At 59.7% G+C, this 23,609-nt stretch carries 22 protein-coding genes; 10 read left to right on the top strand and 12 right to left on the bottom strand.

Annotation, left to right across the window (positions count from 1 at the left end; genetic code table 11):
* Window position 1 precedes the first annotated feature (1 nt).
* From ACMVPR_RS09280 to ACMVPR_RS09235, 10 genes are all read right to left on the bottom strand, one after another.
* Window positions 2-1,057, bottom strand: a complete 1,056-nt coding sequence (locus tag ACMVPR_RS09280; RefSeq protein WP_416882628.1) for an extracellular solute-binding protein — start codon at window positions 1,055-1,057, stop codon at window positions 2-4.
* 157 nt (window positions 1,058-1,214) lie between these two features.
* A complete protein-coding gene (locus ACMVPR_RS09275) occupies window positions 1,215-1,892 on the bottom strand; it encodes a GntR family transcriptional regulator (RefSeq protein WP_300582725.1) in 678 nt (225 codons plus the stop codon).
* 101 nt (window positions 1,893-1,993) lie between these two features.
* A complete protein-coding gene (locus tag ACMVPR_RS09270; protein ID WP_416882627.1) occupies window positions 1,994-3,535 on the bottom strand; it encodes an amidohydrolase family protein in 1,542 nt (513 codons plus the stop codon).
* A complete protein-coding gene (locus ACMVPR_RS09265) occupies window positions 3,532-4,218 on the bottom strand; it encodes an aspartate/glutamate racemase family protein (RefSeq protein ID WP_416882626.1) in 687 nt (228 codons plus the stop codon). The genes ACMVPR_RS09270 and ACMVPR_RS09265 overlap by 4 nt, the downstream gene beginning before the upstream one ends.
* The gene (locus ACMVPR_RS09260; RefSeq protein WP_416882625.1) at window positions 4,218-5,507 is read right to left on the bottom strand and encodes a TRAP transporter large permease; all 1,290 of its coding nucleotides are present in this window, start codon (window positions 5,505-5,507) and stop codon (window positions 4,218-4,220) included. Before ACMVPR_RS09260 ends, ACMVPR_RS09265 begins: the two co-directional genes overlap by 1 nt.
* Window positions 5,504-6,025, bottom strand: a complete 522-nt coding sequence (locus ACMVPR_RS09255; protein WP_300582716.1) for a TRAP transporter small permease — start codon at window positions 6,023-6,025, stop codon at window positions 5,504-5,506. The genes ACMVPR_RS09260 and ACMVPR_RS09255 overlap by 4 nt, the downstream gene beginning before the upstream one ends.
* A 9-nt stretch (window positions 6,026-6,034) precedes the next feature.
* Entirely contained in the window at window positions 6,035-7,006 is a 972-nt protein-coding gene (locus ACMVPR_RS09250) for a TRAP transporter substrate-binding protein (protein WP_416882624.1), read from the bottom strand.
* Between the two features lie 199 nt (window positions 7,007-7,205).
* A complete protein-coding gene (locus ACMVPR_RS09245) occupies window positions 7,206-8,051 on the bottom strand; it encodes a MurR/RpiR family transcriptional regulator (protein ID WP_416882623.1) in 846 nt (281 codons plus the stop codon).
* Between the two features lie 279 nt (window positions 8,052-8,330).
* Window positions 8,331-9,560, bottom strand: a complete 1,230-nt coding sequence (locus tag ACMVPR_RS09240) for a Tm-1-like ATP-binding domain-containing protein (protein WP_416882622.1) — start codon at window positions 9,558-9,560, stop codon at window positions 8,331-8,333.
* A gap of 9 nt (window positions 9,561-9,569) precedes the next feature.
* The gene (locus ACMVPR_RS09235) at window positions 9,570-11,054 is read right to left on the bottom strand and encodes an aldehyde dehydrogenase family protein (protein WP_416882621.1); all 1,485 of its coding nucleotides are present in this window, start codon (window positions 11,052-11,054) and stop codon (window positions 9,570-9,572) included.
* A 139-nt stretch (window positions 11,055-11,193) separates the two neighbouring features.
* Between ACMVPR_RS09235 and ACMVPR_RS09230 the strand changes: the two genes are divergently transcribed.
* From ACMVPR_RS09230 to ACMVPR_RS09190, 9 genes are all read left to right on the top strand, one after another.
* Window positions 11,194-12,132: a tripartite tricarboxylate transporter substrate-binding protein gene (locus ACMVPR_RS09230; protein ID WP_416882620.1), complete on the top strand. Its 939-nt coding sequence runs from the start codon at window positions 11,194-11,196 to the stop codon at window positions 12,130-12,132.
* Between the two features lie 78 nt (window positions 12,133-12,210).
* Window positions 12,211-12,744: a tripartite tricarboxylate transporter TctB family protein gene (locus ACMVPR_RS09225; protein ID WP_416882619.1), complete on the top strand. Its 534-nt coding sequence runs from the start codon at window positions 12,211-12,213 to the stop codon at window positions 12,742-12,744.
* Window positions 12,744-14,348: a tripartite tricarboxylate transporter permease gene (locus ACMVPR_RS09220; protein WP_416882618.1), complete on the top strand. Its 1,605-nt coding sequence runs from the start codon at window positions 12,744-12,746 to the stop codon at window positions 14,346-14,348. The genes ACMVPR_RS09225 and ACMVPR_RS09220 overlap by 1 nt, the downstream gene beginning before the upstream one ends.
* The gene (locus ACMVPR_RS09215) at window positions 14,329-15,585 is read left to right on the top strand and encodes a cytochrome P450 (RefSeq protein WP_416882617.1); all 1,257 of its coding nucleotides are present in this window, start codon (window positions 14,329-14,331) and stop codon (window positions 15,583-15,585) included. Before ACMVPR_RS09220 ends, ACMVPR_RS09215 begins: the two co-directional genes overlap by 20 nt.
* Before the next feature lie 6 nt (window positions 15,586-15,591).
* Window positions 15,592-16,884: a glutamine synthetase gene (locus tag ACMVPR_RS09210; protein ID WP_416882616.1), complete on the top strand. Its 1,293-nt coding sequence runs from the start codon at window positions 15,592-15,594 to the stop codon at window positions 16,882-16,884.
* A 1-nt stretch (window position 16,885) separates the two neighbouring features.
* The gene (locus ACMVPR_RS09205; RefSeq protein ID WP_416882615.1) at window positions 16,886-17,596 is read left to right on the top strand and encodes a type 1 glutamine amidotransferase; all 711 of its coding nucleotides are present in this window, start codon (window positions 16,886-16,888) and stop codon (window positions 17,594-17,596) included.
* Between the two features lies 1 nt (window position 17,597).
* Complete coding sequence (locus tag ACMVPR_RS09200) at window positions 17,598-18,404, top strand: IclR family transcriptional regulator (protein ID WP_416882614.1); 807 nt, start codon at window positions 17,598-17,600, stop codon at window positions 18,402-18,404.
* Between the two features lie 26 nt (window positions 18,405-18,430).
* A complete protein-coding gene (locus tag ACMVPR_RS09195) occupies window positions 18,431-19,777 on the top strand; it encodes an aminotransferase class III-fold pyridoxal phosphate-dependent enzyme (protein ID WP_416882613.1) in 1,347 nt (448 codons plus the stop codon).
* 11 nt (window positions 19,778-19,788) lie between these two features.
* Window positions 19,789-20,649 carry an MBL fold metallo-hydrolase gene (locus ACMVPR_RS09190; RefSeq protein ID WP_416882612.1) on the top strand — a complete coding sequence of 287 codons (861 nt, stop codon included), beginning with the start codon at window positions 19,789-19,791 and terminating at the stop codon, window positions 20,647-20,649.
* Window positions 20,650-20,697: 48 nt separating this feature from the next.
* Here the strand turns inward: ACMVPR_RS09190 and ACMVPR_RS09185 are convergent, their stop codons facing one another.
* Both ACMVPR_RS09185 and ACMVPR_RS09180 read right to left on the bottom strand, forming a co-directional pair.
* A complete protein-coding gene (locus ACMVPR_RS09185; protein ID WP_416882611.1) occupies window positions 20,698-21,717 on the bottom strand; it encodes a zinc-dependent alcohol dehydrogenase family protein in 1,020 nt (339 codons plus the stop codon).
* Between the two features lie 77 nt (window positions 21,718-21,794).
* Entirely contained in the window at window positions 21,795-22,451 is a 657-nt protein-coding gene (locus ACMVPR_RS09180; RefSeq protein WP_292266447.1) for a GntR family transcriptional regulator, read from the bottom strand.
* A gap of 134 nt (window positions 22,452-22,585) precedes the next feature.
* On the opposite strand from ACMVPR_RS09180, the gene dctP reads away from it, so the two are divergent.
* A complete protein-coding gene (gene dctP, locus ACMVPR_RS09175; RefSeq protein WP_416882610.1) occupies window positions 22,586-23,572 on the top strand; it encodes a TRAP transporter substrate-binding protein DctP in 987 nt (328 codons plus the stop codon).
* The last annotated feature ends 37 nt before the right edge of the window (window positions 23,573-23,609 follow it).

The raw sequence follows: 23,609 nt of genomic DNA, 5'->3' as shown, positions 1-23,609 counted from the left end.
ATCAGAGGGCCATCAGCTTGTCGAAACGTTCGATCCACTCGCGGCGGTTCGCGGCGACGAAGGCCCAGTCGGGCGAATAGATCGGCACGCCTTCGGGGATGATCGCGCCTGCGGTCACGGTGGTGTTGGCCGGGACGGAGGACGCGAAATCGGCAATGGCGGATTGCATGTCAGGGCCAAGCATTTCGTTGACATAGGCCTGTGCGAGTTCCGGATTTGGCCCGCCTTTGACAAGGCAAATGCCTGACGGCATTGCAAAAATTCCTTCGGACGGCGCGGCGAGGTCGACCGGCACACCTTCGTTTTTGCGGGGCAGGGCATAGGACGAGAAATTGCCCGCCAGCATCGTGATTTCGCCCTGTTCGAGCAGATTGAAGGCCTGACTCATGGTAGTGTAGACCGACAACAGGTTCGGTTTCAGCTCTTCCAGCTTGGTGAACGCCGCGTCGATTTCATACTGCGCTTCCGAGAAGGGTTTGCCCGAACCAAGCATCGCTGCGATGAACAGTGTCCACATGCCTTCGGTGTTCTGGAGCGATGGAATGATCACCTGACCCTTGGCCTCGGGCGACCAGAGTGTCGTCCAGGATGGCACGCCGTCCGGTGCGAATTCGGTGTTGTAGGCGACGCCCGCCCATGGCTGGACGTAGTTGCACCACATGCCGTCAATATGCACCGCGTCAGGGCGCAGGTCGGTCATGTTCGGCACCGCGTCGGCGGTGATTGGCGTCAGAAGGTCTGCCTCGACCGCCTGGATCATCACCGGATCGTCCATCTGGACCACCGACAGGTAAGGCGCGTCCTTGTTCGACGCCATCTTTTCGAGGTTCACCGAGGATTTGGTGCCCTCGAACAGAATGTCCGCGCCGATGGTCGACTTCATGTGCGGGATGACGATCTCTTCCATCCATGCAGTGTGTGATCCGGCGCAACCAATCACGATCTCAGAGCTTTGCGCCCGCAGCAGTGCCGGTGTCGCCAGTGTCCCGAGCGCGGCATAGGCCGAGCCTTTCAGGATAGACCGGCGGGATAGGTCGCCCTTGGTTCTTGTCTTCATCTTTAAATCCCCCATCAGGATGTTTTCATTCTTGAAAAAAATGGCATGCCATTTTGGGGGAGTCATATTTTTATAGGAAAGTCGCAGGGCAAAACACGGCTTTGCCTCATGTTTGGGCGAATGAGCAGGGTGGGGGGAATAATTGTGCTGGATGGAATCAGCGTGCGTTCTGGTCGCCCTGACGGCCCAAAACCTCGGCCAGTGTTTCACCTGTGTGCAAAAGGTGAGTCTTCCAGATTTCGGCAGCTGCCAAGGGGTCGCGGGACCGAAATGCCTGCATCAAGGTCTCGTGTTCACCGACCGCCTGTTCCAGCCGTTCCCGGTTCATGATCGCCATGAATCGCCCGCGCCGCGCCCGTGCGATCAGACGGCGATGGGTCTCGATCACAATCGGGTTTCCGCATCCGGTCACAATAAAATCGTGGATGATCGTATTCGTATCGAAATAATCGCTGATCCGATCGCCGCGGAATTGTTCGAGCATGGTGCCATGCAAGTCTTCAAGCTCTTGCAGGCTGTCAGGTGCGATATTTTCCGCAAGTCGTTCGGCGGCAAGGCTTTCAAGGCTTGAAATCACATCGAACAGGTGGACGGCCTCGTCAGGCCCGAAGACCGACACCAAGGCACCCCGATGCAACGTGATTTCGATCAGCCCGTCGGCTTCAAGCAGTTTCAGGGCCTCGCGGACAGGCGTGCGCGACACGTCCAATTCTGCAGACAGGCGGCGTTCGACCAAACGATCCAGGGGGGCAAGTTCACCTTTGACGATCCGATCCCGGAGGATCGAGGCGACACGCTCCGCCGCCGCCTTGGAGGTTTCCGAAAGGTTTTGCATGCTGGACCGTGGCTACACTTTTGGTTGAACAAGAGTGAGCCCGGTCATGCCGCCATCGTGGAGAAACGTCAATCGCCGTCACTTTGACGCAGGGTGCGCGTCTACCGGCGGGACGACGCTTTGTAGAACGGGCTGCGATCAGCCGTGTTCTGAAGGTAGTCGTCGTAGAACGCCCTGACCGTCGGGAAGACCGCCTCGCGCAAGGCATGGCGGTTCAGCTCATCCGCATCACGCGGCTTGGAAAGCGCGTCAGCGATCCGGGCAAGGATGGCATCCCGGTCGATCCGAGTGAACCGCCCGTCTTGGTAGACCACGTCTCCTTCGATGATCACCGTGTCCACGTCCTTGGATTTGGCCCTGTGGATGAGCGCGACCATCGGCGCGATGTCCGGATCCTGGTAAGGGAAGGTGGCTTTGTCGTAATCCATGATTACCGCATCCATCCGCCGTCCCGGCTGCAGCCGTCCGATCTCGGTGCCAAAGGCCGTGGTGCGCGCGCCATGTTCGGTCGCCATGCGTAGAACATCGCCAGCCGAGGGCACATCTGCCGGGTCGATGCCGGGAATTCGGTGCACGTTCAGCACCATGCGCAGTTCCTGCAGCATGTCGCGATCATCGTTGATCCCGGCTTCGTCGATCCCCATGCCAACGGTCATTCCGCGCTTGATCAGGTCCATCAGCGGCAAGGCACCGGACCGCAGCCGCAGGTTCGACGAGCAGTTGTGACAGATGCAGGTGCCGGTTCCGGCGCAGATCTCGATGTCATCTTCGGTCATCCAGACGCCATGGCCGATGGTCATATGCGGACCCAGCAATCCCAGCTTTTCCAGATGGCGCACGGCGGTCGTACCGGTGCGCCGGTAGGCGTATTCTTTTTGGTAGGCTGTTTCGAGCAGGTGAATATGCATGGGCACATTGGCCGACACCGATTTCTCCTGCAGCGCCAAGAGCCCGTCATCGGTCATCCAATGCAGGTTGGCCGGTGCGAGCTGTACCCGCGCGCGGCGGGAGGTTTTGGTTTCGGTCAAATGGTCGAACAGCGTCAGGAAACCCTCGAACGGCATGGTTAGCCGTTGCAGATGCGCGGCCATGGCTTTGCCGGTTTCGGAAGGCAGACGCGCACAGAAGGCGGCATCGTCTTCGTAGACAAAGCGGTTCTGTTCGCGCACGCCGTAGCAGTAGGACACGCGCATCCCGATGGCGTCATAGGCATCCAGCACTCGACTGGCCGAACCGATGACTCCCTCCAGCCCACCCATGGCCCAGCCCTGGATGTGCTGCACCGTCGTCACTCCGGACGAGATCATCTCGAACGCGGAATAGAGCGTGTCGAGATAGGGATCGACCTTGCGGATGGCGAGTCGCGCCGCGAACCACAGCTCCAGAGGGGAGTCCGGCGCACCCAGTTGGAGTGGCGTCAGCCCCAAATGGTGATGCGCGTTGATCAGGCCGGGCATGATCAGATGGTGAGAATAACTGTCCACTTGCGCGTCAGGGTAGGTTGCGACGATCTCCGATTTTGGACCCACGGCGCGGATCACACCGCCTTCATGGGCGATTGCGGCATCGTCCATCATCTGAATCTCGCCATCTTCAGCTGTGCCGGTGACGATCCAACGCGCTGTGACGATGCGAACACTCATGTTCGCGCGGCGCCTGTCTTTGACAGGGGGGCGTGGCTGTTGATCCGGGCGCGGATTTGGTGAACCGCCTCAACTGTACCGTCGATCACAGGCACATCGCACAACGGCCCGATCCGCGCAGCAAGCCCGGCCAGCGGGCCACCACCCATGACAATCGCCTTTGCGCCATCGTTCTTGCAAGTTTGGCAAAGGGTGAGAAGTTCCGCAAAAAGAGCCTCGGCCACGTCTGCCGGATCGCCTTGCAGAGCTTCGGGGTGCGCCGCGACACGGATCAATTGATCGCCAACACCATGCTCGATTGCCTTGTCCCGGAGCGGTGGCGCGACTTCTGGGGCAAATGTTACGATGGCAAAAGGCCCGCCCATCTGGCGCGCGCTTTCAAACGCGGCTTCGGCAATGCCAATGACGGGAATGTCGGGCCAGAGGGCGCGAACGTCCTCCGCGCCTGTGTCACCAAACGAGGCCAGAATGATCGCATCCGGCAGAACTGGCTGGCTTCGGATCGTCTCGACCACCCCGCGAGCAGCCTCCATCCCATCCTCGGGCGTGACGATAAGTTCGGGGCCAAACGCGGCCGACAGGGTGGTTATGCGGTCCCCCGGTTGCGCCGCGCTCTGCGCGGCTTGCCCGATGCGGTCGGTGATGCCCTGCGACGTGTTCGGATTGATGACGAGCAACCGCATCAGATCAGCACCGATGGCAGCCAGAGCGAAATCGCCGGGAACAGATTGACGAGGATCAACGCGATCAACATCGCACCGATGAACGCCAGCATCGACGGAATGATCTTGGCAATCGAGATCTTGGCAATCGCACATGTGATCAGCACGACCGATGCCACCGGCGGGGTCTGTTGTCCGATCCCAAGATTGATCGTGAGGATGAGGCCGAAATGGACCCGGTCGATGCCAAGTTGATCCGCCAGCGGCAGGAAGATAGGCACAAGCATCAGGATGGCGGGGGTGCCGTGGATGATCGTTCCTGCCAGCAGGAAGAAAACGTTGATCGCCAGCAGGACCACCCAGTAATTTTCCGAAATGCCAAGGATTGCCTGCGCGATGTCCTGCGGAATGCGCTGGTTGGTCAGGTACCAACCGAGCAGGGTCGAGGTGGCGACGATGAACATCAGCATTGCCGACCGCTTGCCCGCCACTCGCAACGTGTCGATCAATGTACCCAGCTTGACCGTACGGTAGACCAGTGCGGCCAGTACGATTGACCAGAAAGCGGCGATGGCTCCGGCCTCGGTCGCGGTGAAAATTCCGCCGAGGATGCCGACGAGGATGAGGATCGGCAGGGTCAGCGGGATTGCGGCATCCTTGCCGGTTTCGGCAACCCGCTTGAGCGAGAACTCACCTTCAGTCGGATAACCGCGCTTGACCGAGATGATATATGCCGTGGCCATCAACAGCGCGCAGACCATGAAGCCCGGCAGAATGCCCGCCGCGAACAGCTCGGCAATCGAGGCGTTCGCGACATAGGCGTATAGGATCAGGTTCAGCGACGGGGGCACGATGATCGCCATCGTGGCTGATGTCGATGTGACGGCGGCGGCAAAGGCGGCCGGATAGCCGCGCTTGCGCATCTGCGGGATCATCACTGATCCGATGGCGGCGGCGTCGGATGTGGCAGTGCCCGAAATCTCGGAAAAGAAGAGCGATGTCAGAATGTTGACATGAGCCAATCCGCCCCGGATATGCCCCACAAGCGACGATGCGAAGGCGATCAGCTTTTCCGCGATCTTACCCTGGTTCATAATCTCGCCTGCGATCATGAACAGCAAAGCAGCCACCAGAAGGTAGTTGTTGGCCCCGCCAAAGGGGATAAGGCCGATGATCTGCGGCACCACAGCCGGATCGAGTAGGATCATCGTCGCGGCTGTCACCCCCAGCACGAAGGCAATCGGCAAACCTGCGATCAGCAGCACGACAAGCAGGATCAGGATCATCCAACCGGGATCAAGGAACATCATGCGTCGCTTTCGGGAAGAAGGTCATCGGGCGACACGCGCCCGGTTGCGATGCCGACCAGCCGGACGGCGCAGAAGATCAGGATAAGCGCGCCGCCCACGGCCATCGTGCCCCGGAACAAGATCAAGGGAAGCTCGACCGAAATCAGTGTCCGTGATCCAAAGCTCAGGGCCGCAATGCCGCCGTACCAGGCCATCAACGTGCCGAAACCGCCCATCAGTATAAGGTTCATGCCGGTGATGATGCGCTTGAGGGTGGGAGACATGACCCGGAGCACGGCGTCAAAGCCCAGATGCTCATTGGTGCGGGTCAGATAGGCCGCACCAATGAAGGTCAACGCGGCAAGGATGTGTGCCGGAAGCTCCTCGCCCCAGGACACACTGTCGTTCAGAACGAACCGGGCGAAGACCGCCCAGTTCAAGAGGATCAGAAGAAGGCCCGCCATGGCGACCACAAGCGCGTCCAGTACGGCTGTTGTCCAGCGGTCAAGAACGTCGATCAGGTGCGCCAAGCGATCCATCGTTGCGCCTCACTCGATTCCGAGCGCGGCTTTGGTTGCTGCGATCATGTCTTCGCCGATCACGTCCACAAAGGTCGGGCTGGCATAAAGCGGGGCGGATGCGGCCTGGAAGGCGGCAAAATCGATCTCGTTGATCTCCATCTTGTCAGCCAGTGCCGCAATGGTTTCCTTGTCGGTGTTCTCACCCCATTCAAACGTCCAGGGGGCCACGTCCTGCGCCACACTCATGACGGTCTCTTTGAGGGCCGGATCAAGGCTGGCGAGGAACGGCTCGCCGAACACAAGGAAAGTGGGCAGGTAGACGTGGTTCGACAGGGACATGTAGCCCTGCACCTCGTAAAGCTTGGCTGTGTCGACGACGTTGGCTGGATTTTCCTGACCGTCGATGGTGCCCTGGTCGAGCGCCGAATAGACCTCGCCGAAGGACAGGGGCGTGGCGTTGGCCCCCAAAGTGTTGAACATCTCGACCCGCTGCTTGCTCGTGGGCGTGCGGATTTTGAGGCCTTCGAGGTCGGCCGGCACAACGATCGGGCGCACCTTGTTGGTGATCTGGCGGAAGCCGTTGTCCCACATAGCGGCCAAAACCATGCCGGTGCCGTCAAACCCGTCGGCCAGCATTTCGCCCGCCGGGCTGGCGGCGAAGGCCTGCACTGCGGCGCGGTCTTCGAACAGGTAGGGCAGATCGAAGATCGCCGTACGGGAGTTGATCTGAGATACGGCCGAGGCCGACAAAGACGCATGGTGCGTGCCAAGGGACAGCCCCTGCAGAACATCCTCTTCCTTGCCCAAGGTGTTGGACATGAAGATTTGCACGTCAATTTCGCCCGGTGCGGCGGCTTCAACACGGGTTTCGTATTCCTGCAGGAACACATGGGCGAACGACCCTTCGGGCAGTGAAGAGTTGATCTGTAGTACAGCTTCGGCCGAGGCAGCGGCGGGTAAAATGGCAGCGACGCTGGCGAGCAAGAAATTCCGGGTCATGGGGCGGTTCTCCTATCGAACGGGATACATCGAGGTGAAATCTGTGAAAATAGAATTTCACAAAGTTATTTTCGAGAACAAGATTTTTCATGCTGTTTCGGAGGCGTATTTCCCGCGATGCACAAGGAATGGGCAGTCTGGCCCCACTCACGCGCCAATGATTTGCAGATGGCTGACAAGGCATCAGCCCGAAGGGTGATCAGAGTTCGCCGATTCGATCATGAAGCTCTTCGATCGCTTCCATCCTCTTTCGCCCATCGGGCCCCGAAAGTTCGAGCGTCCGCGTCGCAATCAGGTTGCACAAGGCAATCACGCCGGTGTGGTTCAAGAGTGGGCCCGTTGAAACAGTCGAACAGGCAAACCGCCACCGCACCGGGAGGGCAAGCAGCTCGGCCACGTCGCCAATCACTGCAATGTGCATCTTCGCGTTCAGTGCGGCTTCGGCAACGGTCTGCGCCGCTTTCGAGCTGCGGCGCAATCCAAGCAGAACAAGCACGTCCTTTTCCGAAAAGCTTGCGGCAGTTTCGGCCAAGGTCTCACCGGGTTTCGGGATCACTCCAACCGAAGGCAGCACCTGACCGATTTGCCATGCCAGATAGCTCGCCATCGGGTATCCGGCGCGATATCCCGCAAGCCAAACTCTGGGCGCAGCGTGCATGGCTTTGACGATTTCGGTGACCGCGCCGTTGTCCAACTCCTCGTAGGTTTTTTCCAGGTTCCTGCGAGATTGCTCAAGATGTGTGCCGATCGAGTGCTTGCCATCCGCGCCGGACGCTCCCAACCGCAAGAGCGCTGCACCAGTTTGCCCGGCGTCGCGCACGTCGCGCCGCGCTTCGTCATACGAGGCATATCCGATCTTGCGGACAAAGCGCGATACCGTCGCGTTCGATACCCCCGCCAATTTGGCGACTTCGGATGCCGTATAGCCCGCCATATCGCCCGGAAAGTTCAAAACGGTTTCGGCAAGCCGGCGTTCAGTGGGGTGCAGTTCACCCATGCTGGCGCGGACACGAGAGATAAAGGAGCGTGAGGACGTCTTTTTCATACGTGAAAAATGCTTTGCGCGGACAGCAGCGTAAAGCAAAATCTGTCGATTTGACTGAAGGCTTTTCACGGCCACACCAGTCTCATCAATTCCGACGCACTGAGTGCAGCGCAAACTCTTCATGCTCCGCATCTGCGAAAGCCATTTCAACGCATGACAACAGTCCCGCAAAAGATGCGCTTTGCGTTGGCTTGTGGCGTGCCGAAGGATGTCTGAAATTAGCCCGCTAAGTGAGCATCTGCGGGCTGATCGATAGCCAAGCAGATCATTCGGGTCATGTCATTTTACAACGCCGTCGGCGATCCACTGATCAAAGGTCTCAAGGACTGTCTCCGTGAAGGCCACGTCATTGATATGCGCGTCGATTTCGACCAGCCGCACGTTATCAGGACACTGCGCCCGAACTTCATCCACGAAAGCGGCAAGTCCATCAGGATCACAGAGCGGCCCACCGGGGCGGTCCCATTCATTTCCACCTTGCGTTGGCAGCAGGAACGTTGTCGGGCCAGTGGCCGTGCCCAGCTTGCGGCACATCTCGCGAGCCATGGCGCGGCGTTGTTCGGCGGTCATCATCACAGAGGACAGGAGCCGGTTGTGGGCGTGCAACTCTTGGCCGACCAGTTTTCCGGGTACCTCTTGCCAGCCCACGAAATCCACCAGATCATAACAGCCGATCGAGACCATCTGGGGCGTGCCGGACAGCCCTGCAGCTGTCATCCGGTCGGCACCAGCCGAGATGCCGGATCCCATGAGGTGGTTGCCGACCTCTTGCGGGGCGAAATCCAGAACGGCGGCAAAGCGCCCTTCTGCTGCAAGGCTTTCAAACGCACGGCCGCCCATGCCAGTGGCATGGAAAACCGCCACCTCGAACCCGCGTTTTTCCAGTTCCGGCTTGAGAGCTACCATGTATCGAAGGACCGTTTTGCCGAATGACGTCATGCCAATAAGCGGCTTGTCGCGCGGTGGCGCTTCGACCGCGCGGGCGGCGCCAAGCACCGCACCGGCGGCTTGGCTGAGCGAGGATTTGCAGATCGAATTCAGCCCATAGAGCCCGCCTGCCCAGAGGATCATCTGGATATCTGCGGGTAGGCGTTCCGGCGGGATCAACGGCGAGAACGATACGGTCGAGACGATGTATTTGGGTACACCAAGCGGCAGCGCCGAGCAGATATCCAGCGCGGCATCGGTGCCCATGGTGCCGCCCAGAACAAGCACACCATCAATCCGGCCTTCCGAATGTGCCTTGGCCGCCAGGATTGCTCCGCCCGTGGCCATGATTTGCATGGCCGTGTTCTCATCCCCGCTGTCGATGGCGTTCTGAATGGAATGCCCTCCGGCTGCGGCCACGTCATGTTTCGAGATATCTGCAGGTTGGCTTGGGTCGCCCAGCACGCTGACATCCATCGACAGGACACGCCCGCCCTGCGCCCAGATCGTGTTGGCGATATAGGTGAGCTCATCCTCTTTGGTGTCATAGGTCCCCACCAGCAGAATTGTCTTGTCGCTCATGGGACTCTCCTAAAGTTTGATCCATGCCGTCTTGAGATCGAAGAATTTGTCAAACGCATGCAGTGACTTGTCGTGCCCATTGCCCGATTGACCGACGCCGCCAAGCGGCACGGTCATGTCTGATCCGCCATAGGTGTTCACATGGACAACTCCGGCGCGGAGACGCGCGATCATGCGGTGCGCCCGCGACAGGTTCGACGTCCAGAGCCCTGCGGCAAGACCTAATTCCGTGCCGTTCGCCAGAGCGATGGCCTCGTCTTCTGTGTCGAAGGCCTGAACGGTGACGACAGGGCCAAAAACCTCGTCCTGAACGATGCGGTCAGATTGCGCCACACCTGCAACGATGGTTGGGGCCATGTAATAGCCTCCGGTATCGGTCAGAATACGGGTGCCGCCGCAAACGATGTCGCGCCCGGCTGCCCGGGCCTCGTCGATAAAGGCGAGGTTTCGGGCCAACTGCTGGTCCGAGTTGACAGCTCCGGCCTGTGTGGCGGGATCAAGCGGATCGCCGACCACCATCGCTTCTGCCATGGATTTCAACTTGGCGACCAAGGCATCATGGATGCTGCGCTCGACCAAAAGGCGCGATCCGGCGATGCAGACCTGTCCAGAATTGCGGAAAATGCCCGATGCCGAGACCGCAACCGCCTCATCCAGATCGGGGGCATCGGCGAAAATGATGTTGGGGGATTTGCCGCCCAGTTCCAGGTAGACCCGCTTGAGGTTGGATCGCGCCGAGGCCTGCAAAAGCCGTCGCCCCGTCGCGCCTGAACCGGTGAAGACGAGCACATCCACGTCCGGGCTTTCGGCAATGGCAGCGCCCACAATCGCCCCTTCGCCACAGACCACGTTCAAGACGCCCTTGGGCAGCCCAGCCTGCAAGCCAACCTCTGCCAGACGCAAAAAACTCAGCGACGCGGTCTCGGCGGGCTTCAGGACAACGGTGCAGCCTGCGGCCAGTGCGGGCCCGATTTTCCATGCACCGATCATCAGGGGGAAGTTCCACGGGACGATGGCACCGACAACACCGACAGGCGTCTTGTGGACAAGGCCAAGCGTTCCGCGGGCCGTCGGCGCAATCTCACCGTATATCTTGTCGAGAGCTTCGGCATAATACCGGATCGTTCCAGCGGCGCTTTTGGGTTCGGCTTTCAGCGCCATGCTGATCTCGGTGCCATTGTCGCGGACGCCCAGGACCGCAAGTTCGAGCGCATGCGCATCGATCAAATCTGCCCATTTCAACAAGATCACCTTGCGGGCAGACGGAGCCATTCCCGACCAGCGACCATCGTCGAACGCTTGGCGGGCGGCTGTGATCGCTTGCGCAGCATCCTGTGCCGTGCCCCGTGCCATCGTGGTCAGCACGCTGCCGTCGATGGGCGAAACCACCGGCATTTCACCGCCATCTGACGCGGCAACCCGGACCCCGTCGATCAGGTGGAGCGCTGGGGGCACATCCACTTTTCTCAATTCTTCTATGGCGTTGCGATCCACGGAACCCTCCGGTTTGCGAGCGTCGCCCGACTGCGAAAGCACCCGGAACGAAAAAAGTTTGACAGAATCCGAGCCTCTGTCAATATTATTGATATCGATGGTTCAAATAATGAACCACGGAAAGCTACAGGGAGCTCTCATGTCCAAATTTGCTTCGGTCGCATTGACCGCCCTCGCTATCGGATTGGCTGGAACGGCCATGGCCGACTATCCGGAAAAACCTGTCACCTTCATCGTTCCGTGGCCTCCCGGCGACCTTGAAGATATTCTGACGCGCATGATCGCGGAAGATTTCCAGCAGGAATACGGGGTTCCAGCCGCAGTCGTGAACCGTCCCGGCGGCGGTGGCGGACCGTTCCCCGGCGCTGTTGAAGTGGCGACAGCTCCAGCCGATGGATATACGATCGGTTCTTTTGTTCCCGCCGTTTCGCTGATCGGGCACGAGATCGACATTCCCGAGCTGACGCCGGAAAAGTTTGATCCGATCGGGATCTTCCTCACTTATCCTTTTGTCATCGCAACCGCGGGTGATGCACCGTATTCGTCCATGGAAGAATTGGCTGCCTATGCCGCCTCGAATGATGTGTTCCTTGGCCATTTCGGGGACGTTTTGACGCCGACACAGGTGACCAAGGCACTGGCCGCGAACATGGGTTTCGAATGGGGCGGGGATGCGCCCTTTGATGCGCTTGATTGCAACACGCTGGCCTCTGGCGACGCGGATGTGATCAACACGACGCTGCAACTGATCCTGCCGTGCATCGATGATGTGAAGGTTCTGGTTTCGATCACCGGTGATCGCATTTCCCTGGTTCCCGACACGCCTGCCATCGGCGAAGTGGATGAAAGCCTGAACATCTCGCTTTGGAACGGGCTTTTCGTCACGAAGGACACCCCGGCCGAAGCACGTGAGGCCATTGCCGCTGTCGCAGAGCGTACCGTCATGAGCGACCGCGCGCAGGCACTGGCCGCGGAAACCGGAGCGCAGGTCTATTGGTTGAATGCCGAGGAAAGCGCCGCTGTGATCCAGGCGGACCGCGCCACACTTGGCACGATTTCCAAAGCGCTCGGCAACTGATCCAGAAAGGGGAGGGGACGCACCGCGTCCCTTTTCAACGCCTAAGCGATGTTTCCCTTTTCACAGGGCTCTTTTCTCATGAGCAAATCCGACCTTTTCGACGTCAAAACGCGCCTCTCTGGCCAGGTCATCTTCGTGATCGCCGCCTTCGCGGGATCGCTGCTGTTGCTGTCTCAAATCGGGACACAGACGCAATGGAGTGATACCGCCAGAACCATTGCCGCTCAGCCCCGCTTTTGGCCTGCCGTCGCTCTTGTGCTAATGGTGGCCGGTTTCGGTGCGCATTGGTGGTTGATGCGCAGGCGCAAGCCGGATCGCTCGGATTGGATCGAGGCGAAACGTTGGGTTGAGCCGCTCGAATATTACGGTTGGTTCATCCTCTTCGTCTTAGCGGTGCCGCGTCTTGGGTTCCTGCCGATGAGTTTGGTGTTTGCCTGCGCCCTGACATGGCGACTTGGCTACCGCAGCCGGGGCGCGCTGGCATTGGCCGCGATATTTGCCGTTGCGGTGACCGTGACGTTCAAAGGGTTTCTGGGTGTCAACATCCCGGGTGGGCAAATCTACGAACTTCTGCCTGCTTCAGTCCGTACGTTCTTCATGGTGTATCTGTGATGGACATGCTCCCCGCAGCTCTTGAAGTTCTCTGGCGTTGGGATGTTGCGCTTGCATTGCTGGCGGGGTCCATTGGCGGCGTGGCCATCGGCGCCATTCCAGGCGTCGGTCCTGCGGTGGCAATCGCAATCCTGCTGCCCGCGACATTTGCCATGGACCCGATCGTGGGGCTAACGCTGCTGCTGGGGATTTACGGATCGTCCATGTATGGCGGCGCGATCCCTGCGATCCTGATCAACACGCCCGGAACGGCCGTCAATGCCCTGACAACCTATGACGGGTACCCGATGACGCAGCGGGGCGAAGCCCGCCGTGCACTGTCCCTTGCTTATTCAGCGAGCTTTGTGGGTGGCATGTTTTCGGTCATCTGCCTGATCTTCCTGTCGCCCGTGCTGGCCAAGATCGCGCCCATGTTCGGCTCGCGCGAGATATTCCTTGCGGCGCTTCTTGGCATGATCCTCGTGGTCGTGGCGCATCGTGGACAGATGCTGATCGCGGCCGCCCTGTCAGGCTTTGGTATATTTCTGTCCACCGTAGGGCTGGAGCCCGCGGCCTATACCCGCCGCTACACATTCGAGCAAAGTTGGCTGGCAGGCGGTGTCGACCTGATTGTGGTGGTGCTGGGCCTCTTTGCGCTGTCCCAAGCGTTCCTGCTGCTGACCATGGACGACGAGAAGATCCGCCTGCCGCGCTCGCGCGGGTCGCTTTTGCAGGGCTTCCGCGAACTGGCACGTCATCCGCGCGTGGCTGCGGTGTCATCGGGCTTTGGCGTTCTGATGGGCATGATCCCAGGCGTGGGAGAATTCACCGCGCAATTCATGTCCTACACTTCCGCCAGGAAGTTGTCGAAGACCCCGCAGAGCTTTGGCAACGGATCGGCCGAAGGCCTGATTGCATCCGAAAGCGCCAACAACGCCGTGCCTGCCGCCGCAATGATCCCGCTTCTGGCGCTTGGCATCCCCGGTGAGGCGCTGACGGCAATGATGCTGTCGGTCTTCTATGTTCACAATGTCGTACCGGGGCCCGGGCTGTTTCAGAACGACATGCCCTTTGTCGTGGCGCTATATATTGCGTTGCTGATCCTGAACCTTTTGGTGCTGGTGTTCTTGCTGATCTCAACCGGGTGGCTGGTGCATCTGACACGTATCCCCAACCGGTTTCTTGGCATGTGCGTTCTGCTGCTCAGCTTTGTCGGCGTGTTCTCGATCCGCAACTCTGCCGTGGACTGCCTGATTGCCGGGGCCTTCGGGTTGCTTGGGTTTGTGTTGAAACGGCTGAACCTTCCCATCGTTCCAATCATCCTTGGCATGGTCCTCGGCGGGATCATGGAGGTCAAACTGCGCACCTCGCTGGCGCGTATCCGGGAGCCGCTTGATTTCATCGACCGCCCGATCGCCTTTATCCTGTTCTGCGTGATCCTGATTATTCTCGGCTCCACGCTGTGGCAGGTCTGGCGTGACTGGCGCAAACCCGACCGCCGGACCCCACAAAAGAAAGCCGTGAAGCACTTCAACACACGCATCGCGGGCCGGACGGCACGTCATTTCGAAAACCGTATAAAGCAACAGAGACGGAGACGGTTCTATGACCATTTGGGTTCCTGAGGATGACGGGTTCGCCGATCTGGGCAGTCATGACAGCTTTGCGAACGGAGCACCTTACAACACCTTCGCCCGCCTGCGACGCGAGGATCCGTGCCATTGGTCTGATTTTGAAGGCGGCAAAGGCTACTGGTCGATCACGCGACACGCCGACATCGACCGGATGATCCGCGACACCGACACCTTTTCCTCGGGGCTCGGCATCCGCATGGAAGACCAGACCTACGAAGAATACCTTGCCCGTCGCACCTTTCAGGAGGTGGATGGCGCCGATCATCGCAAGGTGCGCATGAAGGTCGCCCGTGCGTTCTCGCCGCGTGTCGTGGCGGACTTCGAAACACAGATCCGCGATCTTTGTGGCCCGATCCTCGACCGGGCCTGCGATATGGGCACCTTTGATGCGACGCGCGAAATTGCCCGCGAGCTTCCGATGCGGATGCTGGGGCAAATCCTTGGGCTGCCGGATGAAGATCTGCCATGGCTTGTCGATAAGGGCGATGCGCTGATGGCCAATTCCGATCCGGATTTCACGGATCATGTCGTCGACAAGCTGGAAACCGATGCCTACCGCCTGATGCCGTTCAATTCACCCGCCGGGGCCGAACTATATGACTATGCGCGCGAGTTGATGGAGCGAAAGAACGCGGCTGGCGATACCAGCGGCATTCTGCATCTTGTGCTGCAACCCGACGAGACCGGCGAGACGATCACCGAGTCCGAGTTCCGCAACTTCTTTTGCCTGCTTGTTGCCGCGGGCAACGACACCACGCGCTATTCCATCGCCGCCGGAATTCAGGCGCTGGCCTGTCAGGACGGCCTGTTGCAGCAGCTCCAGACCGGGGATGTTTGGGACACGGCACCGGATGAGATTGTGCGCTGGGCCTCGCCCGCGACCTATTTCCGCCGGACCGCAATGCGCGATGTCGAGGTGCATGGTCGCCAGATCCGCGAAGGCGACAAGGTGCTGTACTGGTTCATCTCTGCCAATCGCGATGAGGACATGTTCACCGACCCCTACCGCCTCGATCTGACCCGGAAACCCAACCGCCAGTTGGGTTGGGGTCAAGGCGGGCCTCATGTCTGTCTGGGAATGCATCTGGCGCGGCTCGAAGTGCGGGTGCTTTTCGAGGAATTGGCAAAGCGCATCAAACATATCGAACCAGCAGGCGAGGCCGCCTTCGTTCGTTCAAATTTCGTCAATGGCATCAAACGGATGCCTGTCACCGTTACAGTTCAGTAGGTTCCCATGTCCGACCGACTTCGCGCTCTATTCTTCGATCACCTGTCAATTGGCCGGGGCAAGTACCTGCCCAAAAGCAAGATCGGCGATGGTTCCAGCCGTTTTTCGCGTGCCACGTTTGCCGTGCATTACGACCGTGACCTTTTGCTGGATGCGCCGCATGCGGGCGCGCGCGATGGAGCGCCCGACATGGAACTGCGCTGGAATGGCGCTGATATCCGCTCGGGTTGGGAGCCGAACACGTCGGTTGTCCTTGGGGACTTGTATGACAATGACGGCGCGCCCTTGCCGCTGTGTCCCCGAGGGGCACTGAAACGCGCCATCGCGGATTGGCAGGCGCACGGGCTGACACCCAAACTTGGGATCGAGCTTGAGGCCTATGCCCTTCAGGGCGGTGAAGACGGACGCCTGCGCCCCTATGATGCGCCCGGCGGTGTGGTGTATGGCACCGGCCCCTTTGCCGATCCGATGCGGATCAATGACGTCATCTGGAACAAGGCCCACGAGGTGGGCTTCAAGCTGGACCTGATCACTGCTGAATATGACAGCCCGCAGTTTGAATACACGCTCAGCTTCGACGATGCGCTGGCCGCGGTCGATGACGTTGTCCTGTTCCGCCAGATGGCGCGTGAGATCGCACTGGATCACGGTGTGGTGCTGACCTTCTTGCCAAAGCCGATCTCCATGGCAGGTGGATCGGGCATGCATATCAATTTTTCGTTCTGGGATGCTGCGGGCCAGAACGCACTGGCCACCGGCGAAAAAGGCGGACCGGAGCACCTGAACGACCTGTCGCGGGGGTGTCTTGCGGGTTTGGTGCATCACCACAAGGGTCTGGCTGGGCTGATTGCACCCACGACCGGGTCCTATAACCGCCTGCAGCCATCTTCCATGTCAGGCTACTGGCAGAACTGGGGCGGTGATCATCGGGGCGTGACCACGCGGGTGTCCGGCGAAGGCGGGAAAAAGGCGCGGTTGGAACACCGCATGGCCGACGCCAGCGCGAACCCCTACACCGCCGCTGCCGCCGTTCTGCAAGCCGCCCGGCTCGGCTTCGAGGCAAAGCTGTCACTGCCCCCAATGGAGACCGGAGACGGCTTTGACAAAGTGGACGCAAAGGTCGGCACGGCCCAAAACCTGCGGGCCGCGATCCGGGATCTCGAGGCTGACCGCGCGCTTGTGGATGCGGTCGGGCGCCAACTGGTGGAGAACCACGCTTTCATGAAAGAACGCGAATTCCGCAAGACCCGCGACATGGAGCATGACGCGCTTCTCGATTTCTACGTCTGGTTTATCTGACATGAAGCTGGCCACCCTCGTCACGAACACCGATTTCAGCGACTTTGCCAAGGCACGGCCCCTAGACGATGCGAAATTCGCAGCGCTGATTGCAGAGGTGCGCCCAGAATGGACGGTGGAGGCATTCTGGGTCTGCAAAGGAGACTTCCCTGAGGATCTGTCGGTCTTCGACGGGATCATGGTCACCGGCAGTCCGGCCTCGGTCAATGATGCAGAACCGTGGATCGAGCAGTTGCAAGTCATGCTGCGGGGTGTGGTGGCGGAGGGCAAGCCGCTCTTCGGTGCTTGCTTTGGGCACCAGATCATCGCCAAGGCGCTTGGGTCTCAAGTGATCCGCAACCCCGATGGCTGGGCTCATGGTCTGCTCGATGTGATCCGCGTGGGCGACACGCCGTGGTCCAGTCCAGACCAGAGATTGCGGCTCTATGGGTCACATGTCGAGCAGGTCGATACGTTGCCGAAACACGCCAAACGGATCTTCGAAAGCCCAGGTTGCCCGATCGCGGGATTTTCCATCGGCACGACCGTCTTTACCATCCAGCACCATCCCGAGATGTCGCCCGACTTCTTTACCGATCTGGTCTCGGAATACGCGAGCTACGTAGGACCAGAGGTTACCGAGGCCGCCCGCGCATCTCTCGTTGGTCAGACTGCGGATGGTCGTGTGTTCGCCTCTGAGGTCGCAAGGTTTTTTGAGCAAGCGAGGCGCTGAAATGGGAACGATCACCAAGGCTCTGGACCTTCTCAATCTGTTTTCCGCCACCCAGCCGGAGATCGGGCTTGGTGAATTCGTGCGTCTGTCGGGGCGGGACAAGGCAACGGTCCATCGGCACCTGACCGAATTGGCCGAGAACGGCTATCTCGAACAGGATTCTGAAAGCCGCGCCTATCGGCTGGGGCCCGCGGTCTTGCGTCTGGCGGCCTTGCGCGAGACTCTCTTTCCGACGCGCAAGATCCTGTCTCGCATCGTCGTCGAACTCTCTCAGAAGGTCGGCGAACTTGCGCATGCAAGTCTGTTGCAAAGTAATGCAATGTCGCCGTTGGTTCATGCCGACCCCTGCGTCCATGGCGTGCAGGTGCATTTCGACATCGCCGAGATGTTGCCGCTGCACGCCACCTCGTCGGGGCTCGCCGCACTCGCCTTCAGCTCCAAAGAATTCCAGGAGCAGTTCCTCTCCGGCGAATTGACCCGTTTCACGGACAGCACCATCACCGACCCGGACGTGCTGCGCCGCGCGCTTAAGGACGCCCGAAGCTACGGTGTTGCAACCCTGACTGCGGCGTTCGACGATGGGGTAAGCTCGGTCGGCGCGCCGCTCTTTGGTCCGGGTGGACGGATCGTCGGCTCGCTTTCCGTCGCCATTCCGTCAATCCGCGTCACGCCCGAAAACCTGCGCCCCTTCGCGGTCGCCGTTTTGGCCTATGCCGAACAGGCAAGCATTGCCCTTGGCGGACGGTTCCCCAAGGATTTGACCCCAATTCCAAACGATTGGCCGATTGCCGCGTTGCAGGTTGATTGAACATCCAGATGAACGGAGCACGTCTCATGAAAGACTCAAACTTCCTCAAGGAAAACAATGGACGGTTGTTCTGGCACCCCATGACGTCTCCACAGGACAGCCTCGACAACCCGCCCAAGATCATCACCGGGGCGACGGGGGTGCGGCTGACAGATCTGGACGGGCATGCGGTGATTGATGCGGTCGGCGGACTTTGGAATGTCAATCTCGGCTATTCCTGTCAGCCGGTGAAAGACGCCATCGCGGCGCAGTTGGAGACCTTGCCGTATTATTCCACCTTTCGCGGCTCATCGAACGATGTCGCCATCGAACTGGCCTATGAACTGAACGCGTTCTTTGCCCCGGATGGGATGACGCGTGCCTTCTTCACTTCGGGTGGTTCGGATTCGGTGGAAACGGCGCTGCGCCTTGCCCGCCAGTACCACAAGCTGAGGGGCGAACCGGGCCGAACCAAGTTTCTGAGCCTCAAGAAAGGGTATCACGGCACCCATTTTGGCGGTGCGAGCGTCAACGGCAACGCCAATTTCCGCACCGCGTATGAACCGCTGATGCCCGGCTGCTTCCATCTGCCCGCACCTTATACGTATCGCAATCCCTTCAACGAAGCCGACCCCGAGCGTCTGGCACAGCTTTGCGCCGCTGCCCTTGAGGACGAAATCGCGTTTCAGGGGGCGAACACCATTGCCGCGATGATCATGGAGCCGGTGCTGGGTGCCGGAGGGGTGATCCCGCCGCATGAAAGCTTTATGCCGATGGTACGAGAGATCTGCACACGGCACGGAATCTTGTTGATCAGCGACGAAGTCATCACTGCCTACGGGCGCACCGGGGCATGGTCGGGCGCACGGCTCTGGGGCATTCAGCCCGATATGATGGCGACCGCCAAGGCGATCACCAACGGCTATTTCCCCTATGGGGCGGTGATGATCGGCGGACATGTCCAGGAGGTGTTCGAGAATAACCCCGCGGCCAAGATCGGCCACGGCTATACCTATTCCGGTCATCCCGTTGGCGCAGCGGCAGCCTTGGCCTGCCTTGCCGAAACGCAACGACTGAACGTGGTCGAAAACGCCGCTGCGCGGGGCACGCAGCTTTTCGAGGGGTGTCTGGCCCTGAAAGCCAAATATGGCATCGTTGGGGACGTGCGCGGTGGACATGGCCTGATGACCGCGATCGAGCTGGTCAGCGACCGCGCAACCAAAACGCCGCTCGGCGCCGAGGCCACCCAGATCATTCAGGAAACGGCCTATCAGCATGGCACGATGATCCGGATCTCCGGTCCGAACATCATCTTGTCGCCGCCGCTGGTGCTGACTGAAGCAGAGGCATCATCGATCCTTTCGGCGCTCGACGCTGGTCTTGCGGCCATCTGAGGGCCAGTCGTATGTCCGAAAATTACGTGGTTCTGCTTGGCACCAAGGGTGGTCCTGCGATCAGAACGGGGTCGTCGATGCCGACCTCGAACCTCTATCATTTGGGCGGGCGAGACATCGTCGTCGATTGCGGCCTTGGGGTGACGAAAGGGCTGGTGGATAAGGGCTTTGCCCTCAAGGACCTGTCCCTGATTTTCATCACCCACCTGCATTCGGACCATTTTCTGGAACTGGGTCCGCTCATTCACACGGCGTGGGTGGCGGGTCTGAAAACCCCGGTCGAGGTGTATGGCCCGCCCGGGCTAGATGCCTGTTGGAATGGCTTTCTTGCGTCGATGAAATGCGACATCGACCTGCGCATCGAGGATGAAGGTCGGCCTGACCTTGCTGCTCTCGTCTCGATCCACCCAATTTCCGAAGGCGTCTTCTTTGAAAGGGACGGCCTCACCGTTTCGGCCATCCGGACCGTCCACCCGCCACTCGTGGATTGCTTTGCCCTGTCGTTTCGCACAAATGAGGTCCATGTCGTGTGCTCCGGCGACACCGCACCGTTTGACGCGATGTCAGACTTCGCGCGCGGTGCAGACCTTCTGGTGCATGAAGCCATGCTGGAGGCCGCGTTGCCGGCGCTTCTTGAGCGGGTCGGGAACGGCAGCGACAAACTCTACGAGCATTGGCTTCGATCCCACACATTCGCCCATGACGCGGCGCGCATCGCGGCGGAAGCCGGGGTGAAGCGACTTGCCTTGTCACATCTGATCCCCTCCGACGACCCGACCTTTACAAAGGAGGACTGGGACGCCGCGACCTCAGAATATGCCGGGGAACTGAGCGTTCTGATCGGCTTTGATGGATTGAAAATTCACCTCTGAGGTGGGTGGCCGTGAGACGTCCGATTATCCCGTGGTTTCATGGTCTTCCTAGGACAGATCTATTGTAATCTTGCCGATGTGACCACGACTTGCCTGACGCTTCAGAGCTTCGCCGACTTGATCCATCGAAAAACGGGCCTCGTCGAGGATTGGCTTCAATCCATGAGCATCGATGGCAGAGATCGCCTCTTCAAGGTTGGTGCGGGACCCCGTGGCGATCCCCTGCACACGAATACAGCCGCCAATGAGTTTGCCGATATCGGCAGGTGCCTGTTTGGAACCCAGAAACCCGATTACGCCCACAAACCCATTAAAGGCCATGCTCTGCAAGGTCTGGGGCAGGGTGGAGCCCACGGTTTCAATGGCGATATCAACGCCACCACCGCTGATGTCCCGAACGACGGGGGCCCAATCCGGGGTCTCTTGGTAATTCACGACCGCGTCCGCGCCTAGGGTGGACAGCAAATCCGCCTTTTCCTGAGAGGACGTCAATGCCACGACGGATGCCCCTGCGAGTTTCGCGAATTGCAGAGCAAAAAGTGCGACGCCGCCTGTCCCCATTGTGAGGACCCATTGCCCGGGCCGTGCGCCCGCTTGTTTGAGCGTGGTCCACGCTGTGAGGGCTGCGATAGGCAGGGTGCTGGCCTCGCGATCGGACAGGGTTGAGGGCGCATGCACCGCATTGTCTTCAGATACTGCGATCATTTCTCGGGCGACTCCGTCGAAGGGGCCACCGAGCGTTCGCGCGGTACGCTGCTCAAGTGTTGCGCGTCCGTTCGTCCAGCCCCGTGTGTAGACGGGCAGGGCACGGTCACCCACTTTGAACCGGGTCACGCCGTCGCCGATTGAAACGACTTCGCCGCAGCCATCGGAGAGCGGGACAATCGGAAGGGCCATGTCGGGTCTGTACGTCCCGTCGACAACGACCACGTCGCGGTAATTCACCGATGCCGACGTTAACCGAATAACAATCTCATTTGGACTTGGATCGGGAACCGTGCGCTCTGTCAACATGAGGTGCTCTGCACCAAACTTCGGAAGTGTGACGGCTCGGTAAGTCTTGCTCATGAGCTTATTCTTTCAGTGGTTGGACAGGAGGCAGCTATTGCCGTGGTCGCGATACGGCTGCGCACGGCCCGAAATCTTTATTCTGCAGCTGGTTTGAGGCTGGCCATAAGGTGATGAAACTTTTCGCCCTGAACGGCGATATGCGCGCGCATCACATTTGCAGCTGTTTCACCGTCCCCGTTTTCGAGTGCGGCCACAATCGCCTTATGCTCGGACATCGATTGCCGCAGTCGCCCCCGGAGTTGCAGCTGCAATCGCCGGAACGGTTGGAGACGACGGTGCAGGCGAAAACATTCCTGCTCGAGGAAGCTGTTGCCGGATTGGCGGTACAACAGTGCGTGGAACCGCTCGTTTTCGCGGAAATAGCCGTTGGCATCATTGGCTTCGACCGCAGCATCGCAAAGCGCGTTTGTGTCGTGCAGCTTTTGCAAAGCGGCGTCCGAAATACGTGTCGCGGCAAGTCTCGCACAGACCGCTTCCAATTCGGCCATAACCTCGAACATCTCGATCAGTTCGACCGGTCCGGGTTGGCGCACAAACACGCCGCGTCTGGGCAACTGCTCGACAAGGCCGGACTGTGCAAGCCGCTGCAATGCTTCGCGAATTGGCGTGCGGGATACGTCAAAGCGACTGGCCAACTGCACTTCGTCCAGTCGTTCACCATCGGCGAGGGTGCCGTCAAAAATCAGCCCTTCTATCTCGTCGGCAATGATGTCAGATCGCTTTCTTTCCATGTTTTCGTCTGTATCCACAAGTGAGTTAGAATGCAAGATAGTTTGTCTTGTATACAAAAATATTGACTTCGAACACACCGCCGATACCTTGGTACACGGTTCCGAGGAGAATCGGGAGTTTTAGGGAGGATTCCATGAACAAGTTTTTCGCCACCGCAGCGGCTGCCGCTGCTCTGTTCGCGGGCGCGCTGAGTGCCAACGCAACAGAACTGCGCTTGTCCCATCAGTGGTCCGACAAGGACGTGCGCCATCAGGTTGCGCAGATCGTCGCCGACGAGGTCGCCGCAGCCGGTGTCGACCTCGATATCAAGATTTTTCCGACCGAGTCGCTGTTCAAAGCACGCGAGCAATACACGCCCCTGTCGCGCGGTCAGCTCGACATGACGGTGCTGCCGCTGTCCTATGCCGGTGGTCAGCAGCCTGCCTACAACCTCACGCTGATGCCGGGACTGGTGAAGAACCACGACCACGCTGCGCGCCTGTCCGACAGCCCCTTCATGACCGCTCTGGAAGAGAAGATGGCCGAAGACGACGTGATGGTGCTGGTGCACGGCTATCTCGCCGGAGGCTTCGCTGCCAAAGACAAGTGCATTCGCAAACCCGAAGATATTGCAGGCCTTCAGACCCGTGCCGCGGGCAAATCGTTCGAGCAGATGCTGGCCGGGGCAGGGGCGTCGATCGCCTCGATGGCCTCGTCCGAAGTCTATAACGCGATGCAGTCGGGCGTTCTGGATGCGGTCAACACGTCGTCCTCGTCCTTCGTGTCGTTCCGCCTTTACGAACAGGTTGCGTGCTATACGCCCGCAGGCGAATTCGCACTTTGGTTCATGTACCAGCCGCTTCTGATGAACAAATCCACCTTCGACGGCCTGAGTTCCGAACAGCAGGCTGCTCTGATGGCGGCTGCCGAAAAGGCCGAAGCCTTCTACCTTGAAGAAGCCAAAAAGGAAGACGCGGCTTCGGTCGAGGCATTCCGTGCTGCAAACGTGGAAATCGCCGAGATGACGCAGGAAGACTTCGATGCGTGGCTGGCCTTGGCCAAGGAAACGTCCTTCAAGGCCTTCGTCGAAGAGCTGCCGGATGGGCAGGCTCTGCTGGACATGGCTCTGGCCGTCGAGTGATGTGATCCGCCGGGGACGGCACCGCGCCGTCCCCGAA

Source organism: Marivita sp., assembly GCF_048006345.1.
Classification (GTDB): domain Bacteria; phylum Pseudomonadota; class Alphaproteobacteria; order Rhodobacterales; family Rhodobacteraceae; genus Marivita.
This window is presented reverse-complemented; position numbering and strand designations above follow the sequence as displayed.

Bases quoted from the DNA above. Each gene is read 5' to 3' on its own strand.
- ACMVPR_RS09205 (WP_416882615.1), top strand. From the start codon at position 16,886: ATGAAGCTGGCCACCCTCGTCACGAACACCGATTTCAGCGACTTTGCC.
- ACMVPR_RS09225 (WP_416882619.1), top strand. From the start codon at position 12,211: ATGAGCAAATCCGACCTTTTCGACGTCAAAACGCGCCTCTCTGGCCAG.
- dctP (WP_416882610.1), top strand. From the start codon at position 22,586: ATGAACAAGTTTTTCGCCACCGCAGCGGCTGCCGCTGCTCTGTTCGCG.
- ACMVPR_RS09195 (WP_416882613.1), top strand. From the start codon at position 18,431: ATGAAAGACTCAAACTTCCTCAAGGAAAACAATGGACGGTTGTTCTGG.
- ACMVPR_RS09255 (WP_300582716.1), bottom strand. From the start codon at position 6,025: ATGGATCGCTTGGCGCACCTGATCGACGTTCTTGACCGCTGGACAACA.
- ACMVPR_RS09260 (WP_416882625.1), bottom strand. From the start codon at position 5,507: ATGATGTTCCTTGATCCCGGTTGGATGATCCTGATCCTGCTTGTCGTG.
- ACMVPR_RS09185 (WP_416882611.1), bottom strand. From the start codon at position 21,717: ATGAGCAAGACTTACCGAGCCGTCACACTTCCGAAGTTTGGTGCAGAG.
- ACMVPR_RS09190 (WP_416882612.1), top strand. From the start codon at position 19,789: ATGTCCGAAAATTACGTGGTTCTGCTTGGCACCAAGGGTGGTCCTGCG.
- ACMVPR_RS09280 (WP_416882628.1), bottom strand. From the start codon at position 1,057: ATGAAGACAAGAACCAAGGGCGACCTATCCCGCCGGTCTATCCTGAAA.
- ACMVPR_RS09180 (WP_292266447.1), bottom strand. From the start codon at position 22,451: ATGGAAAGAAAGCGATCTGACATCATTGCCGACGAGATAGAAGGGCTG.
- ACMVPR_RS09270 (WP_416882627.1), bottom strand. From the start codon at position 3,535: ATGAGTGTTCGCATCGTCACAGCGCGTTGGATCGTCACCGGCACAGCT.
- ACMVPR_RS09215 (WP_416882617.1), top strand. From the start codon at position 14,329: ATGACCATTTGGGTTCCTGAGGATGACGGGTTCGCCGATCTGGGCAGT.
- ACMVPR_RS09210 (WP_416882616.1), top strand. From the start codon at position 15,592: ATGTCCGACCGACTTCGCGCTCTATTCTTCGATCACCTGTCAATTGGC.
- ACMVPR_RS09240 (WP_416882622.1), bottom strand. From the start codon at position 9,560: ATGAGCGACAAGACAATTCTGCTGGTGGGGACCTATGACACCAAAGAG.
- ACMVPR_RS09250 (WP_416882624.1), bottom strand. From the start codon at position 7,006: ATGACCCGGAATTTCTTGCTCGCCAGCGTCGCTGCCATTTTACCCGCC.
- ACMVPR_RS09265 (WP_416882626.1), bottom strand. From the start codon at position 4,218: ATGCGGTTGCTCGTCATCAATCCGAACACGTCGCAGGGCATCACCGAC.
- ACMVPR_RS09200 (WP_416882614.1), top strand. From the start codon at position 17,598: ATGGGAACGATCACCAAGGCTCTGGACCTTCTCAATCTGTTTTCCGCC.
- ACMVPR_RS09230 (WP_416882620.1), top strand. From the start codon at position 11,194: ATGTCCAAATTTGCTTCGGTCGCATTGACCGCCCTCGCTATCGGATTG.
- ACMVPR_RS09220 (WP_416882618.1), top strand. From the start codon at position 12,744: ATGGACATGCTCCCCGCAGCTCTTGAAGTTCTCTGGCGTTGGGATGTT.
- ACMVPR_RS09275 (WP_300582725.1), bottom strand. From the start codon at position 1,892: ATGCAAAACCTTTCGGAAACCTCCAAGGCGGCGGCGGAGCGTGTCGCC.
- ACMVPR_RS09245 (WP_416882623.1), bottom strand. From the start codon at position 8,051: ATGAAAAAGACGTCCTCACGCTCCTTTATCTCTCGTGTCCGCGCCAGC.